This is a genomic window from Candidatus Erwinia haradaeae (genome assembly GCF_900698995.1).
GTDB lineage: Bacteria > Pseudomonadota > Gammaproteobacteria > Enterobacterales > Enterobacteriaceae > Erwinia_E > Erwinia_E haradaeae_C.
Genome location: NZ_LR217735.1, coordinates 532,762 through 552,654, shown reverse-complemented (window position 1 = coordinate 552,654; position 19,893 = coordinate 532,762). Strand labels below are relative to the sequence as shown.

Genomic DNA, 19,893 nt, shown 5'->3' with positions numbered 1-19,893 from the left:
TAGATAAGAACTATAGATATTTATTATGCAATTACTATATATTCTAAGTACCTCACTAAATATTAATAAAGAACGACAATTGATACTGTCATGCTCAATGTTATCTATCATATAGAAATAATTTATACTTAAGATTTATTTGATATATAAATAATTTTTATATACTAATATCACTATACTATAATTGCATCATTACACTATAGTGATATTCTATACAGTTACTAAATGATACATATCGTATTTTATACTATTTTATCATAATAAGAATATAACACGTTAGCTTAGTATCTACATATACGATATTTATTTTTTAGAAATTCATCAGCTTTCTATACTCAAAAATATTATAGGCTATCTATCAATTTTTCTAATTTTTCTATCTATTATTATATACAATATCAAGAGTACTTTATATAAAAATTTTTGATTAAAAAATTAATTTAGCTTCAGTATATTTATTTATAATTAAATAAAATAATATAAATATAATTATTATTGTATTTTTATTAAAAAGTTTTAAATCATTATCAGATCAATATTCAACGTCAGTTATATGAAAAATAATTATAATTTTAATATAATCAGAAAAAATATTTAATTTAATCGCTATAATAAATAGACACTAATTTAAATAATATTTAAATAAGAGATGCTTGCTATATTATTCAATAACCTTATAAATAGAATGCTAAAATTTTTTTAGATATATGGTTAAAATATAAAATATAAAATTTACTGCATAATACTAGAAAAATATAAAATTAAACCGTAATATATCTCTTGATAGACTTATCTTAGAAAATATTTAAGAATCGTATAGTGTTTTTAACTGAATTTTTAATTAACTAATCTGTAGATTATATTTATCTATATTCCAGTTAATTAAAAGGAAGAGGAATCTTTAAAGAGACCTACTTTTAAATCAGTAGCAGTATAAATAATTTGACCATCTACTATAACTTCACCATCTGCTACACCCATGATGAGTTTACGTTTAATAATGCGTTTAATATGAACAAGATAAGACACTTTGTTAGCACTTGGCAAAATCTGTCCAGCAAATTTTACTGAACCAACACCTAGCGCACGACCTTTACCTTTTCCTCCTAGCCAGCCAAGATAAAAACCAACTAGTTGCCACATAGCATCCAATCCTAAACAGCCAGGCATCACTGGATCACCAATAAAATGGCACGAAAAGAACCATAAATCTGGATGAATATCTAATTCTGCCAAAACAAAGCCTTTATGATATTTTCCATTAGTTTCTGTAACATGTACTATACGATCAATCATCAACATGTTGCCAGATGGTAATGGTGGACCATCTAGACCAAAAAGTTCAGCACGTCCAGAGGCAATTAGATCTTCTTTTGTATAAAAAATAGATTGATTTAGCATATTCCATAAACCTTATATTGACTAATTATGTGTGGAAATCTGAAGGTATACAGTTCGTGCTGCACTCGATAGTGCTCATAATTATAGAATTTCTATTAAGACTAAATAGACTGAAATATACGCAAGAGTTTTAGATAAAACCTAACGTGCTTTATCTCTCTATTTAAGAATCATTATTTTAATTCATTTATTCAAAATTAGAGAAAAAACTATCATAGTACATATTATAAATTTAAATTACTCTTTCTGAATGAAAGGTAATTCCGTATTGCACATAATTATATATCCTAATTGATTATTTTTCTGTTATAAACTTTCTCTACAAATATAATGTTAGGACATAAATAAAATCAGCATAGTTTATTTTTAGTTTTGGATAATTTAAAATGAGTACTTTTAGGCAATGTGATTGGTATTAATTCTAGTATATTAGTAATTAATATACATGTTTAACACTAACGTGGCATAAATATAGTTTTGATATAAAAATTTCTAATATATTCTGTATTTTTTATTTTCTTATTATTCAATATTATTTAATATCTTTAATATATGCAGAAATACATATTGTGCAAACATCCTGCGAGATTTTATTAAGCAATGTGCTTTTTTTTAATTAGATCTTGCTATATATATTTTTATTTAAAATAAAAATCATTTTAGTAAAAGTTTATCATTTGTACTCATACTATAAGATGAAATCTATAATTTTAAACAAACAACTTATATTAGATTCTGTTAATATGTTTTAATGATTAATAATATTAATCATTAAAACATATATCATAAGTGTCTTAATAGATAGTAGATCTATACTGATATAATGTCCTGAGGCAATCAAATAATATACCCTCTATGCTAAATAATCAGTATTAGACCGATCAGTCTAATACTGATTTATGCAGCATAAGTTAATTAAGTGTGATGAGATGATTTTGTATCTGAATACCTAATAATAATTATAACTATCGATTTAACTAAATAAACAAAACACAATATATAGTGCATAATAAATTAAATTGAGCTTATCCAGTTAAACCAACGTAATGGCCCTGTGCGTCGCCGAATATCGTGTGAATTAATTTTTGCAATACGCTCTTTTATAAAGCACGAAAGAGAAGGTCCTGATCTATTTTCCCACGGTATACCAGTTAATAATAACAAGGCCTCATCAACATTAGATACTGTCCACAAAGAGAATGTGCCATTTTCTATAGCCTGCATTACATCTTGATGCAGTGCAAGATGACGAATATTTGAAGAAGGTATAATAACCCCTTGGCAACCATCAAGAATCCGTCGATTACAGATCTGAAAAAATCCCTCAATTTTTTCATTAATTCCACCGATAGATTGAACACTACCTAGTTGATCTATAGAACCTGTGACTGCAATCTTTTGATTAATTGGTTTTAACGCTAATGCACTAATTAGTGCACACAGTGCAGCTAACGAGGCACTATCACCATCAAGCTCTGAATATGATTGTTCAAAAACTAATGATGCAGAAAATGGAATGTTCTGCTCTAGTTTTAAGGTTGACATTAGCCACGACTGCATGATCATTAGGCCTTTAGAGTGAATGCTGCCGCCAAGATCTACTTTACGTTCTACGTCAATGAACTCACCATCGCCAACATGCACTGCACAACTTATACGAACAGGGATGCCAAAAACGCCTGGGTGACCAGAAAATTCTATTACTGATAGAGCATTAATTTGCCCTATCACTTCACCTTTTGTGTCAATTTGTATTTGCTTCTGCTCAATATTATTTAGAATTTTTTCTACTATTAATCCTTCTCGCCATGCGCGCATTTTGATGGCTTTCCTTAGATGGTCTCCATTTATTACACCATCTGAACAATATGATAAAGCTTCTTGCAATTGATGCCTGATCCAATCTAAATCTAACGGAAGCAACCCTTGATCCCCAGTCCAGCGCATACCTTCGTGAATTAACACCGGCCAAAAATTATAATCAGCAGGAGGACACTTCATGGAATCTGCCACACTGCGAACCCACATTCTCCAATTTATAAACGCTATATCATCTGATAATGCAATTGTATCCTCAAATTCACCATATAAAGACGTGTTTGTTAATGCACACTCTAAGTTCTTAAAATCTTCCAGAGCTTCTCTTCCACCTATAAGAAGAAGACGAAAAGACATTGGCATCGACGGAATATCTAATGGAAGGGGTTTAGAATAATCACTGGAGTGCCATTCATACTTCTTGCAAGTAAGTATTTGCTTTAAACGAAACCACATTAATGGTTGTTCTAATACAGTACGAAGAGATAATATCAGAAAACCTCCATTAGCATGGTGTACTAAACCTGGCGATAGAGAGACTTGATTTTTATATATACGCACACAGCCAAAAAGATTATTATTTTCGATCCAATCCGCCTGATGCACACCACCATAGGTAGCAAAATTATCCTGTATAGTGTTTGCTGGATACCATTCCACTGTATGTTTCATAATTTCGTAACGGCCACCATACAGTATTTTTGTTTTATTTTCTGTTCTTTCCTTCATTTCCGAAAGAATTTTTTGTAACAAGGTAAAATATATACTACTTTCTGGGCTTTTAATTAACATTATCGGCTCTAGCGCCATAGTTTTTGACAATAGATCCAACCCATTATACAGGCGTGCTTGTATAATACGAAAATAATCCGCATGAACTATTGGGTTCTTTAAGAATAGATGCTGAAATCGTTCTATAGAAGTCTGCAAAATATTCCACTCTAATGGATCGTTTTTCAAAATCATCATATCATTCTAAATGAGCACAGCATACTAATTAACTAACTATAATTTAAGAATTTTATATATATACTATCACACAAGTACACCTATACTAATCAATTATACGATATTCTATTAACTTTTATTGTACTAAATAAATCTTACATATTAAAAATATAAAATATTAAAATTATATAAAATCCTTATCTGCTTACTAAGATGTAAAAATTTTTTACCTGATATTTTTGATAGAATGCTTTACCTGCAAAGATAAAAGTAATTAATACTAGATGTAGAAATCTAATCATGTTAATACATCTTCTAAAATAAAGACATAAAGAACATATAAGCATGTAAATCTACATTATTATATATATTTTCTGGAAACCATAACTGATTACTATATATTATTCTCTTTGATAACAATAACAAAATAACTCTAATATTTTTAGAATTGTTACCTGTAATGATAGAAATTTAAAAAATGTAATTATTTAATCTATTTAGAACCCCCTATTTTGCAGATAATTTTTCTCGAGAAATCTACCAAATCATAAATACATCAATTATTTGTTATTACACCGTAAACAAGGTGGGGATTTAAATCCAACGCGTATAGAAGAAATATGTTGGACTCTATTCCACTCTGAACAGGAATAAATTTTTAAGGATAATGCATGTACACTGCCTGCTATTTCTTTGGCTAGTACGTTATAAATTGCACGATGTCTTTGAATTACTTCTTGATCATGAAACATCTTACTTACTATTAATACTTTAAAGTGACTTTCTAAACCTATATACATCAAATGATATCGGCTTTCATCAGATACCTTGAGATACTCCGGAGCAAACTCTTGAAATAACTTATATTCTATAATGTTACAGATATTATTCATAAATCCTCTTAATAAAAATAATGTTTATAACAACTTATATTAATCAAAAGTGTACATAAGTTTCAGTAATATCTAAAAAATTACCTATGATATAGATATAGATGTAGTCTCTTAAATTGATAAAATTATTTATACTTGATATATCTGACAATTAGTATTATTAATTATACTTAATAATCTCACTGCTTCTAATATAGTTACAGAGGTTTAACTTCCAAAAAACTTATAATTTTTATTATAGTTTATTATAACCAATATATTTATGTTTCTATAATATGCATATAGAATATCTATCTATTAAAAAACTAACATATTAGTTAATATTATTTTATTTTGCATTCTATTGCACAGCAGATATTAATATAAATGATAATATAGATGACTTTATATCTCTACATTTTTATAAAAATCAAATATATTAAAATCAATCAAACAAGAAAAGAACTATATTAATATTTATCTAATGTTATTAGAATAACATATTTATAGTGTATTTCTGATATAAAAATATTCTTGATAATACAATAAAATATAAAATATTAGAATAACATTTAAAATACTATCAATTATTATATTTATGAAACTTGATATTATATTAATAAATATTTGTTTTTTTAAATGATACAAAAAATCTTTATCTCTACTACTTATTTATCATATTTAACTAATATTTAACAGAATATCTCAAAAATTACTATATTTTATAGTTACAATAGATTAAATTTTATTTAATCAAAATAATCTTTAATTATAGACCTTTATCCTATATTATTATTTTAATACAGATTCTCAAAAAAGAATACACTCTCACTAAAGAATATTATATAAAAAAATATTTTACCATTTAGTTTTTTAATTACAACTATCACTTGAAATGCCATATATTATCATAGTAATATTTATGTATACTATAATTATTTTAAGTCTTATTAATTATCTAATAGTTTTGTAATAAATATTAATTTCATATGATAAATTTAATTTTACATATAAAATTCTACATATAAAAAGAAGAAATTTTTAAAAACATTAAATTAAAATGTTTTTAAAATAAATAAATCAATTTTTTTATTATTTATCAATGACAGAAGATCACAAGCAGATAATAATAAAATTATTAATCAGTGCTTTAATTTTTATATCTATTATCCATACAGAATATAAAGTATGATACATATCAAATTTAAAAATTTTTAATAATTTCTATTATGCACAAATTAAAGTATAATATTAATGATGAAAAATCAGATTTGCATCTATACAATAATCATATATTTTATAGTTTTAATTTTATTAATAGGTAAATGTCTGTTTTTATAAAAATAAAAAATATGTAAATATTCTTATATATTACAAAAGTAAATCATAGATCTATCTGAAAAAATCAAAAGAAAATCAATATTTAAAATTAGAGTGCTGCAATTTTACACGGCAGTGGTATCTTTTGTAGATACGCACAAGAGAATAATACTACAAGACAGGTATATCCTTGATATGTTCTATCGCCTAGCGAGGATCTATTTTTATGCAAAAAGGTTATTCTAAGTTAGAACCTCTAACGCTACCCATAACAGGTGAAGTAATCATTGAGGCTTCTGCAGGGACTGGAAAAACCTTTACAATTGGATTGATCTATTTACGTCTCCTTCTAGGTTTAGGAAAAAAATTAGATTTTATACGACGATTGTCAGTTGAGGAAATTTTAGTAGTAACTTTTACTGATTCTTCTGCGGCTGAATTACGTACACGGATTCGTAGCAATATACATGAATTACGCATTGCTTGTATTCGTGAAAAAACCTCCAACCCAATCCTTGAGCAACTCATCTCTCAGATAACAAATTTACCTCAAGCTATCTTGCATTTATCAATAGCCGAGCGTCACATGCATGCAGCAGCTATTTTTACTATACATGGATTTTGTCAACGCATCTTACATACGCAACCTATTGAGTCTGGTGTGCTTTTCAAACAAGAATTGCTGGTAGATGAAACCCCATTGCAACGTCAAGCAACATTTGACTTCTGGAGGCGATATTGCTATCCGTTACCCAAACAAATTGCCCGCATTGTGCGAAAACTTTGGGCTGGGCCAGAACAGTTACTTCAAACATTATTACCATGGTTATATAGGGAAGAGATCTTTTTAAAAACAACCTATGCAACCTATAAAAACATAGAACAACAGCATGCCAATATCATAGAGCGTATTAAAAATATTAAAAAATCATGGCTAAATGCACAAAATATACAAGAACTAATTGAAAAATCTGGCATTGATCGCCGCAGTTATAATAGAAAAAATCTTCCATACTGGCTGGATAGTATTACGCAATGGGCCAAAACTGAAACAGTAGACTACTTTATAGTAAAATATCTAGTAAATTTTAGTCAAAGTACATTACTAAATAAAAGCATAAATGGAGAACCACCAAATCATCTAATCTTTCTAGAGATTGATCTTTTTCTTCTCAAACCCCTATCCCTGTATGATTGTGTGATAGCCTTAGCACTGCAACACATTCGATGCTCTATTAAGCGAGAAAAATCTTTACATGCAAAAATCGGATTTCATGATCTATTAACGCTACTTCATTCATCATTATATATGCCAAATGGTAAAATATTAGCTAAAATTATTCAAAACAATTATCCAGTAGCGTTAATAGATGAATTTCAAGATACTGATATACAACAATATCGTATTTTTCATGCTATATATCACAACACATCTCATAGTGCGCTATTATTAATAGGTGATCCTAAACAGGCAATTTATGCATTTCGAGGTGCAGATGTTTTTACCTATATGCGCGCACGCTCTGACATTAGGGAATACTATACATTAGAAACAAATTGGCGTTCATCAAAAGACATGGTTAATGCTGTTAATCTTTTATTTTTAAATCATTATAATCCGTTTATTTTTAGAGAAATACCATTTATACGAATTAAATCAGCCACACCTAATCATCATTTGCATTTTAGTTTAAACTGCAAGATACAACCTGCTCTAAAATTTTGGTTACAGCCAGGTAATACTGTCAATATCAATGATTATCAAGAATTTATGGCACAAGAGTGTGCCGCAGAAATTAGTCATTGGTTACATCAAAGCATAAATAGTAAAGCTTTCCTTTGTTATACGAACAATCAAAAACCAGTGAGAGCTTCAGATATTACCATATTAGTACGCAGACGCAGCGAGGCGGAAATAGTAAAAAAAGCTCTCTATGCGCTAAATATACCATCGGTATACCTTTCTAATCGAGACAGTATCTTTTCTACATTAGAAGCACAAGAGATGCTCTATCTCTTACAGGCAATATTAAAACCAGAAAAAAAATCCATTTTACGAAGTAGTCTATCAACAAGCTTTTTAGGTATAAAAAAAGCAAGTGTTTATTCAATAAAAAGCCAGGAAGTGGTATGGAGTTCTCTAATAAGAAGATTTTTTGATTATCAAGAATGTTGGAAAAAATATGGTGTATTATCTATGCTCCGTAAGCTTATACTGCAGGAAAAAATCGCTGAGAATTTATTATCACCTTCGCATACAAAACATTACTTAACTAATCTAATACACTTAGGTGAAGTATTGCAAGAAGCCTCATTTATATGTGCAAATGAACAAATTTTAATAAACTGGCTAATCAAAAAAATTCAGCAACCGTATTCCTATAAACCGGATCAATGCATTCGCCTGGAGAGTGATTATAATTTAGTGCAAATTATCACAATCCATAAATCTAAAGGATTGCAATATCCATTGGTATGGATACCATTTGCCGCTACTTTTCGTGAAGCAAAAAATGCAATTTTTTATGATCATCAAACTTTTACTACCGTGCTTGATTTACAGCAAGATACTAAAAATATGATCTTAGCCGATCAAGAAAGATTATCAGAAGATTTGCGCTTGTTGTATGTGGCAGTTACACGCTCTATATTTCACTGTAGTATTGGTATTGCGCCACTATGTATAGGTCGTAAAAAAACCGATAAAAGCCACATACATCGTAGTGCATTAGGCTATTTAATCCAAAAAGGACAAGCAATGAATGCTAGTAGTTTAAAATCTGCACTGCAAGTGTTTCATGGAGACATTACTACCTTTACCATTGCATCAGGACAAAAGGGGAAGCCATGGCAGGATAGCGATCGTAATGATGTCAATATCCAAAAAATTCATCTTCGAACATTGTCATATCCTATCAAAGAAAATTGGAAAAGTACAAGTTACTCAGATCTCTTGCAAAAACATCATAATACTAGCACTGCCAATATTAATAATATAGATAGATTATCACTCAAAAGTCCTGATATTCATTTATCTATAAATCAATCAATCAGCAGCATAGTGGAACATACGAAATACACACAACATACTTTTCCAAAAGGTACTAGATCCGGGATCTTCCTTCATAGATTATTATCAAGTCTGGATTTTAGCTCGCCATTGAACATTTCTTGGTTAGAGAAACAGATTATCTATCAGGGGTTAAATAAGGAATGGGTTCCAGTAATACATGAATGGATTGAGAATATTCTTCATACTACTTTAAATGAAACTGGTGTCAGTTTGTACAATATACCCATGAAAGATAAGCAGGTAGAACTAAAGTTTTATTTACCGTTTTCACAACCACTTACATCTGAAAAACTAAATAAAATTATGCAACAAGACCCATTATCGGCGGGTTGCCCTCCGCTTAGATTTGATCAAATTAAAGGCATGCTAGAAGGTTCAATTGACCTAGTATTTCTCTGGAAAGGTAAATATTATCTATTAGATTATAAAACTCATTGGTTCGGTGAGAGCGGCGATTATTACACCAAGGATAGAATTATGCAGGCAATGCAAGAGCACCGTTATGATTTGCAGTACCAATTATACACATTAGCACTGCATCGATATTTACGCCATCGTTTAATAAATTATGATTACCAAAGACACTTTGGTGGTATTATTTATCTTTTTTTACGCGGCGTAAATCATTTAGAACATCAAAACGCTGTTTATAATACTCTTCTACATGCAGATTTCATTACCTCTATGGATCAGCTCTGAACCCATAGAATTAAGATATGTGAATACTGAAAACACACAAGTCGTGCACTATTAATAAAATCTCTTTGTACTATATTACAGTAACTGTGGTACGGAGATTCAATACTTACTCCTACTAATGCAGTAATAAATAATATGAGATGCATAAATAGTAAATTTTTGCTATAAAAACACTATGCTTTAAATATTTTTAAATAAAATTTTATCAGTTTGACTGAGGAGATGAAAATGAGTAAGACCTCAAGCTACCCAACTAACTTTATCCGACAAATTATTAATAAAGATCTAGCAGAAGGTATGCATAAAATAGTGCGTACTCGATTTCCGCCAGAACCTAATGGTTACCTACATATTGGTCATGCAAAATCTATTTGTCTAAACTTTAGCATAGCTCAGGACTACAAAGGAAAATGTAACCTACGGTTCGATGATACAAATCCCGAAAAAGAAAATACAGAATTTATTGAATCTATTAAGCGTGATATTACCTGGTTAGGATTTCAGTGGGATGGTAAAGTTCGATATTCTTCGGATTATTTCGAAAAACACTATCAATATGCTATTGAACTCATTCAGAAAAACTTAGCATATGTTGATGAGTTATCATCTCATTTAATTCGCATATATCGCGGAACTCTAACCACACCTGGAAAAAACAGTCCGTATCGTAATCGTAGTGTATGCGATAATTTACAATTATTTTCTCAAATGCGTAATGGTGAAATTGCTGAAGGCGACGCCTGTTTACGTGCGAAAATTAATATGACATCGCCTTTTATTATCCTACGTGACCCAGTGCTTTATCGGATAAAATTTGAAGAACATCACCAAACCGGAAGAAAATGGTGCATATATCCAATGTATGATTTTGCCCATTGTATTTCTGATGCACTAGAGGGAATTACTCACTCTTTATGCACACTAGAATTTCAAGATAATCGTCGTTTATATGATTGGATTTTAAATAATATCAATATCGCCGTGCATCCACGACAGTATGAATTTTCACGTCTCAATCTTCAATATACTATCACCTCTAAAAGACATCTTAACCGTCTAGTGACTGAAAATATTGTAGAAGGATGGGATGACCCCAGAATGCTTACTATTGCTGGCATGCGTCGACGAGGCTATACGGCAGCATCTATACGTGAATTTTGCCGTCGTATTGGTGTTACAAAACAAGAAAACATGATTAATATTGAAATGCTTGAAAGCTGTATTCGTGAAGAGTTAAATGCTCATGCGCCAAGAGTGATGGCTGTAATTAACCCAATCAAAGTACTTATTAGGAATCTGCCATCAAATTATGAAGAAATACTCAATATACCGTATTACCCAAAAAAACATGAACTTGGAACACGTTCAGTTCCATTGACACAAGAAATTTATATTGATAGTTCTGATTTTCAAGAAGAGCAGCAAAAAAATTATAAACGCTTAAGCTTAGGAGGAGAAGTACGTTTACGTTATGCCTATGTAATAAGAGCAGAAAGTGTAGAAAGAGATGCTCAAGGTAAGATCATTGTCTTGTTTTGCTCCTGTGATATGAGCACGATGAAGAAAAATCCAAGCGATGGTCGTAAAATTAAAGGAGTCATTCATTGGGTATCAGCAAAATATGCGCTTATTGCGGAATTTCGTTTGTACGAGAGGTTATTTAACTCACCTAACCCATTAGCATCAGATGATTTTATTAACGAATTGAATCCAAACTCACTGGTTGTTAAACATGGCTTTATTGAACCCAGCATGCGCACTGCAAAGACCTCATTTCCTTACCAATTCGAAAGAGAGGGATATTTTTGTACCGATAACGTCAAATCTTCTTCAACTAATTTAGTTTTTAATCGTATTGTGGGTTTACGGAATACGTGGGTAAAAATTAACGCATAATTTTTCAAAATTAGCAATATAAAACTTTAAATTATTAGAGAACTATTTTACCCACACTACATCAGATATTTAAATGAAGCTTCTGATTTAAATTAGATCTCAAAATCTAAATACTATTTTAGTACTAGCCAAAGGATCACCATTAGTTAACGCATTAATACAAGAGACTGATATTAGTTATAATATATTATCATTTTATGTTTTAGATAGTAATCTTGTTTTAATACACCAGAGATCAATACTCTTCTTTTTAAATAATTTTCATGATAATATTCTATAATATAAATATTATAATCAATTCTAAGAAAATATTCTCAAAAATATGCCGTTCCCTATATCATTATTTAATGATCCTATGAATATTTTTTTATTTTAGAATGTATACCAAAAGAAAATTTATACCAGTGCATACTATAAAATAATTTTAAATTATTTCATAGAATTAATTTATATCTGTGCTCTCTATAATATTCTCTCGTTAAGCTATCAGCATCATATTATATTCCTTCAGAACAAAAATATAATAATACTATAGCTAAAATTTAAATACGATATACAATACTAGCTAAAAGTAAAATATAGAGCTATTGATTCTCTATAAACTTATTAATAAGCATTATAAAATAATATTTAAAATATCATTAGTAATCATCAGATGCATATAGTTACTCACTGCTCATTGATTCTACAAAAATCATAGGGTTAGTATACCTAACAAAACCATATCTTAATTATCATGCACGTAATATGTACAAACAATATATAATAGAACATTAAGCTCCAATAATAACTGAGATAGATTTAATAATTATTGAACGATTGATATTTTTGTCAGCGTGTAATAAAAATACCAATATCTGATTAGCTATAATTTGATATATTATTTTATATTCAATGATAGTATAATATGATCAGGTTTTTGAGATTTCTGTAATTATTCTTGATATATCTTATTAAATAATCTACGTGATGAAAATTTAAATAATTTATTACCTCTTCCAGACCATAAACTTATAGAATGGAGGTATCAATGAAAAGCAATCTTATAAGCTTTCTTAAATTTCCTACATTATTTACTTATAAAATTATAGCTCTATCATGTCCTGGTCTAGTAGAAAAAATAGTTAAAGTAGTACAAATGTATGCCCCTGGTGAATATGACCCAGAACTGAAAACTAGCCAAAAAGGAAAATATTCCTCAGTCTCTATCACCGTTGCTGTAACTCATATTAAGCAGGTGGATACACTATATGATAAATTGGGTAATATTGAAAAAGTTTTAATGGTCTTATAATGATCTAATACAAAAATATCTGAAAAGATGTTTCTTCTTAGAAGACATAGTTATGATAATGAATTATATCTGATAGTACTAACGTTTATTAAAGATTATAAATCTAGTATAACCTATAGAATAGGAAGATATATTTTGTCTCCAGACACACTTATTATTCGATCACTTGGTTTACATAACTGGCTATCTATTGCGTGCGCTATGCGGAAATTTACCAATGAGAGAGATTGTATAACACCAGATGAAATCTGGTTGGTAGAGCACTTTCCAGTATTTACACAAGGCCAAACGAGTAAAAATAAACCTCTTTTATTACCTACAGATATTCCTGTTATGAACAGTGATCGAGGTGGGCAAATTACTTATCACGGTCCAGGTCAGCAAATGTTATATGTAATGATAAACCTAAAGAGACGGTGCATTGGAATTCATCAATTAGTAGTGGCTCTTGAACGAGCAGCAATTGACACTTTAGCAGTATTCTCTGTAAATGCATATACAAAACCTAGGTCACCAGGTGTATATGTAGATGGCAAAAAAATATGCTCATTAGGATTACGTGTACGAAATAATTGTTCATATCATGGTTTAGCTTTTAATATTAATATGGATTTAACCCCTTTTTTATATATTGACCCTTGTGGAGACCCTTTACTTGAAATGACCCAGTTAAAACAGAAAAAACCTGAGATAACTCTCTTAGAAGTTCAACCAATATTAATACGTAGCTTAACGCATCAGTTAGCCATTAATAAGATTTATTGGGATAAAAATAGTACTCTATGTGCATATAACGCATTAGATTAAACACAATATATAGTGTATTCTTTGGGTTGTATGTAATAAAATCTATAAGAAAAGATGGATGAGCACAATCAGATTAACTATTGTATCACAGTACAGTCTACGCATTTTGAGATATTATGTTAATTATTCAATAACCGTGATCTTAAATTATATCTATATTCTATGCAGATTAAATATACTAATATAATACTCACGAAATGGAAAATTCGTATCATTCATTAAAGAAAAGTATGTTATATATTATTGTTTGCTATACTTACATAATACATGAATATTTATTATGGATAATATTTATTATATTTGACAGAATCAATGGTTATTGTTTCTATCGTCTCCTAAAGGAGACTATTCTTTTATCTTGATAAAGTAATACAAACTTGAATTTAACGTAAATATATCTTCAAATTATAAATTTCTCTAAAAATTAGCGAATGAATATATTTCAATATCTTTAGACTAATGCCCCTTAATTGACATACCTGATATAATATACTTTTTGTTCATTATATTAATTAAAAGAGTAAGTAAAATTTTTACAATAAAATCAACATACTATAACCTTTAAATCATAGATCTGAGTCTATTATCTAGTTAATTAATGGCGAACTGTCACTGATGATTAAACATACCCTAAAATATCGCACTCTCAATATATTGAACACAGTGCCACTTGATACAAATCAAGCCAATCATGTCAATATTTTACCTAAACCAAAATGGATTAAAATTACATTACCGGCTGACCCTAGTCGTGTCCAACGTGTACAGTCTGCCATACGTAAACACAATCTTTGTTCTGTTTGCGAAGAAGCTTCTTGTCCTAATTTATTTGAATGTTTTAGCAATGGCACAGCTACTTTTATGATTTTAGGTGCAACCTGTACTCGTCGCTGTCCTTTTTGTGATGTCACACACGGGCGTCCTATGCCGCCAAATATTAATGAACCAAATAATATAGCAAAATGCCTCCAAGAAATGAATTTGCAACACGTAGTAATAACTTCAGTAAATCGTGATGATTTACATGACGGAGGTGCTCAACATTTTTCCAATTGCATCAGTGTTATTCGTAAAACAAATCCAACTATAAAAATTGAGATTTTAGTTCCTGATTTTCGAGGATGCATGAGTCGCGCACTAAAGATCCTTAATGCTACACCCCCAAATGTATTCAACCATAATTTAGAGAGTGTCCCACGTATCTACCACCTGGTACGTCCTGGTGCAGATTATCAAAATTCACTAAAATTACTTCAAATTTTTAAAACATATCGCCCAGAAATTCCTACTAAATCTGGATTAATGGTTGGCCTGGGTGAAAATAACTCTGAGGTAGAAGAAGTCATGCATGATCTTAGATGTAAAGGAGTTACCATACTAACTATTGGACAATACTTGCAGCCAGGTCCTCAACACTTGCCAGTGCAAAGATATCTCAGTCCATCTGAATTTAATAAACTAAAGGAAATAGCCGTTGCTATGGGGTTTTTATATGTTTCTTGTGGGCCCTTAGTTAGATCGTCTTACCATGCTGATATGCAAATAAAAGGATTAAATATATAAAACTACTATAAATTCATTTATAATTGGTATTTCCTATAAAAGATTAAACGGTAATATACACATAATTATTTTTTAATTAAATGCTAATGGTACTTTCTGGTGTTAATCCTTATGGTATTGGATGATATCTCAATTAAGAGTATACATTTTCTAGCAACATTTATCGAAAGGTCAAGAAATATATATTTTATATATTCAAGCTTTCATTAGGCTTTTATACAAAAGAATATTTTTATAAAAACTTCACTAGATACATAATATTAAAATATATCTTAATTAATGTTTTAGTCAGAATTAACTATAGCAAAATCTTTTAAATATTATAATTGAAATTATAGATAATATCTTATGCTTGAAATTAGATCATGTTTAAGTATTATACTAATATTAAAAATATTAGACTAATATCATGCATTTTCTTTATAAGAAATAACAAATATTTTTCCAGTTTACTTTAGATATTAAGATATTTTTTATATTAGATAGAAAATTATAGATAAAATTTATAGTAACTTATCTGTATAGAGATAGATACTTATACAAAAAATATTTTATATAATAAAATCAATTAATCAGTAAAAATGATCATATTAAATATACTAATTACTTAATATAAAAATATTATAATTTATTTTTAGTTATTTTAAATTTTAAATTTTAAAATATTTTACTCATATTATGAAATATATAGCATATAGCAAATAAAAATTTAAGAATTCTACAATATATATTGTATGTATAAAATTTATCCGAAAATAAAGTGATCTATAAAAATAGATAATAATTTTTTCTATATAATCAAAAATTATCAATAGACATACTCTAAAGCATTAAAATAAAATATCTTATGTGAATATCTTAAGATTAGTATTGCATATCAGTTAAAATACAATCTATTGTTTATCATGTAATATATGTTATATTATAATTTGTTTTATTGATTATACTTGCAATCAATAGGTCAATTTATAGTTTTTTGTTGATTTTTAACTGAAAAAGATCTATTGAATATAATGATTACTGGTCACATAAAAAAAAGAAGAGAAATAATTATTTTTACATTAAAGTACACAAAGTTTCATATTTCTAAATAATATATAAATATAAGAAATCAGATAAAGGATAGTTCAATTTATGATCTCTAAATACTTCTGAATTCTGTATTACAGATTTTAATTAGACATGCATAAAAACGTAAGGTAATACTGAGATGACTGAACCTGCTGTACATTTTAATATCAAAAATCAAAAAACAACAACACACTTACAATACACAATAGCACGTATCTTATAATTAATAGATAGTTTATATGAATCAGATTTCCTTGCTTTATCCGTATCATTTTGATGCTGCATTTATTATTGAGCAGAGAAGCCACACATATCCATCAACAAAAAAAACATTTTTTAAAAATCAAGGAGTTAGGTATTTGAATTTTTGCCTTATGGTTCATGGTGTTATGGCTGCTTTTTCTATTACTCAGTTAGTAATAGATGAGGCAAATCTATTTAATATAGCTGTAGACCCCAACTTTAGGAGACGTGGTTTAGGGAGAATTTTATTACAACATTTGATAGATCAGCTTAAGGTGCGCGGCGTTCAAACATTATGACTAGAAGTTAGGTGCTCAAACTATCCTGCAATTATGCTATACAGATGTCTTGGTTTTAATGAAGTTACTATTCGCTCAAATTATTACCCAGTAGCTAATGGAACAGAAGATGCTGTTATTATGGCTCTTACAATATCATGGGAAGCGGTTTCATGTTAGCAAAATGGGAGTGGATATTATTTGATGCTGATGATACGCTATTTTACTTTGATTCCTTTTCTGGGTTAAAAAAACTTTTTAGAAAATATGATATCTACTTTACTCGTAATGATTATGATCAATATCAATTTGTTAATAAAAAACTGTGGATAGATTATCAAAATAATTCTATTAGTCTTTCGACATTACAACATGATCGTTTTAAAGAATGGGCTAATAGGTTAGATGTTACTACTTGTGAGCTAAATAATGGTTTTATAAAAGCGATGGGAGAAATTTGCACTCCGATGCCTGGTGCAAGAGATCTGCTAAGTCATCTGTATGGAAAAGTAAAAATTGGTATTATTACAAATGGTTTTACTGCATTACAAGAAGCACGAATAACACGTAATTGTTTCTCAAAATATTTTAATCTTCTTATAGCGTCTGAGCAAGTTGGTTATGCTAAACCACATCCTGAAATTTTTAATTTTGCACTGAATAAAATGTCTAACCCTGTGCCTCGTAGAGTTCTTATAGTTGGCGATACTTTAGAATCTGACATTGTTGGCGGTATTAATGCTGGGTTTTCAACTTGTTGGTTGAATCATGATGGTCGAAAAAAACCACATGGAATTAACCCAAACTGGCAGATTACATGTTTAAGGGAGTTGCAGGATTTATTGAATAAATTATTGTAAAATACTAATTTTAAAACAAAGTCCTCTAAAAGTTCAGCAGATTTAAGATAAATTTTATTACATTCGCCTATCGTAATAGGAGTAGATACTGAAGTAGTATTAATTAAATTATAATGGCTATCTATTAATAATAAAAAAATAAAAATCTTCTCAAAACTCAGTTCATATGCAAATAACTATGTAATTATATTAATAATCGCTGGGTATTTAGATCATATTTAGCCCTTATCAATACTAAAAATTAGTTGACGTAGAAAAGATAAATTATCATAATATGAAAGAAGTATTAATCTTTGATCAATTGAGATTAAATCTCATAAGTTCTAATATATACTATAATAACCTTATGTCAGCGGGAGTGGCGAAATTGGTAAACGCACCAGATTTAGGTTCTGGCGCCGAAAGGTCTGCGAGTTCAAGTCTCGCCTTCCGCACCATAGCACTGAATAGTCAAGCACGAATGGGGTATAGCCAAGCGGTAAGGCACCGGTTTTTGATACCGGCATTCCCTGGTTCGAATCCAGGTACCCCAGTCATTTATAATATTAAATACAGTAACTTCTGGTGATAATGTAAAATACATTTTTGGCTACTTAGCTCAGACGGTCAGAGCGCAGCACTCATAACGCTGAGGTCACAGGTTCGATCCCCGTAGTAGCCACCAATTATACTGGGGTGTAGCCAAGCGGTAAGGCGCTGGTTTCTGATACCAGTATTCCGGGGTTCGAATCCCTGCACCCCAGCCAAATAAGATATATATAATATAAAAATTACATTGAAAAAATACACAGAAAATTTGTAATATCAAAGAAAGAATGATGATCAAAAAAATTGATAGTAATTATATATAACATATATAGATCCTTCTACTGAATAATTTTTATTATTATCAAAATAAATTTTTATAAATAAATATTTTATTTAATTTTTTTATTTTCTTTTAATTGATTAATTATAAATACTTCAAGATAAGATTTATTAAATTTTAAGATATTGATAAATAATTATTCTGTTAATAATTATTCTTATCCTAATATAAAATGCTAATATTATATAATGTTGCTAATTCTGCAAATATTAAAAACCAGATATTACATTATCTAATTTTTTTAAGGATTAAGCGATGAAGAATATAAAGCATTTTTAGTAATTTAAATATGTATACAAAAACCAGTGAAGCACTATTTTAATATCTCTTGAATTATTTAGTCTTAGATAAAATTATTTTTACTGTTAATCAAGTAAAATATATATTAAGTCAAATTTCTGTAATAATTATTATTGCTCAATGTTAGTTATCATGAAGTTAATCTAATTAGTATTTTCACTATTATATAATATACTTATTAAGTATTCTAACTATACTAATTTTTCTATTTCTATAAAAATACTAATAATAACTTGATTGAGCCAACTATTACTAAGCATAAAAAAAATAACCTTTTATAAATATCCACCTATCATAGTTATAGTGGCGCATTAGTAATCCTAATTGAGCATAAACAATCTCTTATAAATGTATAAATTAACATGCATGTACATAATATTAACATTGATTATCCAAGATTTTATTCTATATCTTATGCCATCTATTATATAGAATGTGAATAAAAATCTATGAGCCTATATAGCCCACTATCACTAATAGTGAATACATACATATTAGATCAGTCGCTTACTAGTGTTACTAAATAGTGATAGTTCAGATATTAAATAAACAACATTCTAGATCTGATACTATAAATTAATC

Annotated in this window: 9 protein-coding genes, 4 tRNA genes and 1 pseudogene; 11 read left to right on the top strand and 3 right to left on the bottom strand. The window is 28.9% G+C overall.

Annotation, left to right across the window (positions count from 1 at the left end; genetic code table 11):
- Positions 1 to 882 precede the first annotated feature (882 nt).
- From fabA to ERCISPPA3004_RS01750, 3 genes are all read right to left on the bottom strand, one after another.
- Positions 883 to 1,401: a bifunctional 3-hydroxydecanoyl-ACP dehydratase/trans-2-decenoyl-ACP isomerase gene (gene fabA / locus ERCISPPA3004_RS01760; RefSeq protein WP_157990405.1), complete on the bottom strand. Its 519-nt coding sequence runs from the start codon at positions 1,399 to 1,401 to the stop codon at positions 883 to 885.
- Positions 1,402 to 2,415: 1,014 nt separating this feature from the next.
- Positions 2,416 to 4,188 carry an AAA family ATPase gene (locus tag ERCISPPA3004_RS01755; protein WP_232037592.1) on the bottom strand — a complete coding sequence of 591 codons (1,773 nt, stop codon included), beginning with the start codon at positions 4,186 to 4,188 and terminating at the stop codon, positions 2,416 to 2,418.
- A gap of 539 nt (positions 4,189 to 4,727) precedes the next feature.
- The gene (locus ERCISPPA3004_RS01750) at positions 4,728 to 5,060 is read right to left on the bottom strand and encodes a BolA/IbaG family iron-sulfur metabolism protein (protein WP_157990404.1); all 333 of its coding nucleotides are present in this window, start codon (positions 5,058 to 5,060) and stop codon (positions 4,728 to 4,730) included.
- Positions 5,061 to 6,585: 1,525 nt separating this feature from the next.
- Here ERCISPPA3004_RS01750 and recB point away from each other — a divergent pair.
- From recB to ERCISPPA3004_RS01695, 11 genes and pseudogenes are all read left to right on the top strand, one after another.
- Positions 6,586 to 10,131 carry an exodeoxyribonuclease V subunit beta gene (recB, locus tag ERCISPPA3004_RS01745; RefSeq protein WP_157990403.1) on the top strand — a complete coding sequence of 1,182 codons (3,546 nt, stop codon included), beginning with the start codon at positions 6,586 to 6,588 and terminating at the stop codon, positions 10,129 to 10,131.
- Between the two features lie 228 nt (positions 10,132 to 10,359).
- Positions 10,360 to 12,027: a glutamine--tRNA ligase gene (gene glnS / locus ERCISPPA3004_RS01740; RefSeq protein WP_157990402.1), complete on the top strand. Its 1,668-nt coding sequence runs from the start codon at positions 10,360 to 10,362 to the stop codon at positions 12,025 to 12,027.
- A 1,030-nt stretch (positions 12,028 to 13,057) separates the two neighbouring features.
- Positions 13,058 to 13,321: a DUF493 family protein YbeD gene (gene ybeD, locus ERCISPPA3004_RS01735; protein ID WP_157990401.1), complete on the top strand. Its 264-nt coding sequence runs from the start codon at positions 13,058 to 13,060 to the stop codon at positions 13,319 to 13,321.
- 135 nt (positions 13,322 to 13,456) lie between these two features.
- The gene (lipB, locus tag ERCISPPA3004_RS01730; RefSeq protein ID WP_157990400.1) at positions 13,457 to 14,128 is read left to right on the top strand and encodes a lipoyl(octanoyl) transferase LipB; all 672 of its coding nucleotides are present in this window, start codon (positions 13,457 to 13,459) and stop codon (positions 14,126 to 14,128) included.
- Positions 14,129 to 14,743: 615 nt separating this feature from the next.
- Positions 14,744 to 15,691, top strand: coding sequence for a lipoyl synthase (gene lipA, locus ERCISPPA3004_RS01725; RefSeq protein ID WP_157990399.1), 948 nt, complete (start codon positions 14,744 to 14,746; stop codon positions 15,689 to 15,691).
- Between the two features lie 1,310 nt (positions 15,692 to 17,001).
- Positions 17,002 to 17,463, top strand: a pseudogene (gene rimI, locus ERCISPPA3004_RS01720) (ribosomal protein S18-alanine N-acetyltransferase).
- Positions 17,457 to 18,143, top strand: coding sequence for a pyrimidine 5'-nucleotidase (gene yjjG / locus ERCISPPA3004_RS01715; protein ID WP_157990398.1), 687 nt, complete (start codon positions 17,457 to 17,459; stop codon positions 18,141 to 18,143). Before rimI ends, yjjG begins: the two are co-directional and overlap by 7 nt.
- Before the next feature lie 352 nt (positions 18,144 to 18,495).
- Positions 18,496 to 18,580, top strand: a tRNA-Leu gene (locus tag ERCISPPA3004_RS01710).
- A 24-nt stretch (positions 18,581 to 18,604) separates the two neighbouring features.
- Positions 18,605 to 18,676, top strand: a tRNA-Gln gene (locus ERCISPPA3004_RS01705).
- Between the two features lie 54 nt (positions 18,677 to 18,730).
- Positions 18,731 to 18,807, top strand: a tRNA-Met gene (locus ERCISPPA3004_RS01700).
- Positions 18,808 to 18,814: 7 nt separating this feature from the next.
- Positions 18,815 to 18,889: transfer RNA gene (locus ERCISPPA3004_RS01695), tRNA-Gln, on the top strand.
- Positions 18,890 to 19,893 lie beyond the last annotated feature (1,004 nt).

Excerpts from the sequence above, each read along its gene's own strand:
- lipA (WP_157990399.1), top strand. The coding sequence starts at position 14,744 with ATGATTAAACATACCCTAAAATATCGCACTCTCAATATATTGAACACA.
- recB (WP_157990403.1), top strand. The coding sequence starts at position 6,586 with ATGCAAAAAGGTTATTCTAAGTTAGAACCTCTAACGCTACCCATAACA.
- ERCISPPA3004_RS01750 (WP_157990404.1), bottom strand. The coding sequence starts at position 5,060 with ATGAATAATATCTGTAACATTATAGAATATAAGTTATTTCAAGAGTTT.
- ERCISPPA3004_RS01755 (WP_232037592.1), bottom strand. The coding sequence starts at position 4,188 with ATGATGATTTTGAAAAACGATCCATTAGAGTGGAATATTTTGCAGACT.
- glnS (WP_157990402.1), top strand. The coding sequence starts at position 10,360 with ATGAGTAAGACCTCAAGCTACCCAACTAACTTTATCCGACAAATTATT.
- fabA (WP_157990405.1), bottom strand. The coding sequence starts at position 1,401 with ATGCTAAATCAATCTATTTTTTATACAAAAGAAGATCTAATTGCCTCT.
- yjjG (WP_157990398.1), top strand. The coding sequence starts at position 17,457 with ATGTTAGCAAAATGGGAGTGGATATTATTTGATGCTGATGATACGCTA.
- ybeD (WP_157990401.1), top strand. The coding sequence starts at position 13,058 with ATGAAAAGCAATCTTATAAGCTTTCTTAAATTTCCTACATTATTTACT.